Here is a 729-nt window from a genome sequence, read left to right as displayed (position 1 = left end):
ACCGGTGGTGGTGATTGAACCGTTTAAGGTGATGCCGCTCGTGGTGGTAGAGAAGCTCGATAAACCGGTCATTCCGGCTACGCTCACTGCGCCAGTACCGGCATTGAGATTTAAGCTATGGGTATTACCTGTTACTGCACCACCTAAGGTGATGGCTTTACTGGCACTATGAGTATCGATCGTGGTATCTGCATTTAGGGAGATACCGTGAGAGCTACTACCAATGCTAATGTTATCGCCACCGGTGATCGTGCCAGCCAGGTAGATAGTGCTCGGTGCAGTTGCCGTAAAGCCACCGGTAAAGGTCTGGCTACTAGTTCCCAAGCCTAAAGTTAAGGTACCCGTATTGTTAAAGGTCACAGCGCTAGTAATGGAAGTGCCTGTTCCCAGTAAGCTTAGGTTGTAAGCGCCTGCAGCAACGGTTAAGAGCGGTGTTGTTAAGGCGCCATTAAAAGCGATTGCTCCGGTAGTAGCAGTCAACACTGCGCTCGTACCTGTTGTCACTGCACTACTAAAGGTAGTGCCACCAGAGTTTGTGATGGTCAAGGTTTTTAAGCTCGTGCCGCCAACAATGCCAGTCACACTTACTGTACCGCTAGCACCAGTATTAAGAGTTAATGATTGGCTATTTGCTAAGCTGCCATCAATCGTTGAGCTAAAGCTTATGTTTTGACCGGTACTACCGCCTGTAGTCAGAACCACATCACTACCCAGTGTCACTGCGCCAGT

Annotated in this window: 1 pseudogene; it reads right to left on the bottom strand. The window is 49.4% G+C overall.

Annotated elements, in window-relative coordinates:
* Positions 1-729, bottom strand: a pseudogene (locus tag ICN47_RS12730) (hypothetical protein); the annotation flags it as partial.

The organism is Polynucleobacter sp. AP-Latsch-80-C2, from assembly GCF_018882185.1.
Taxonomy (GTDB): domain Bacteria; phylum Pseudomonadota; class Gammaproteobacteria; order Burkholderiales; family Burkholderiaceae; genus Polynucleobacter.
The sequence above is the reverse complement of the archived record's forward strand: the minus strand, read 5'-3'. Positions and strand labels throughout refer to the sequence as shown.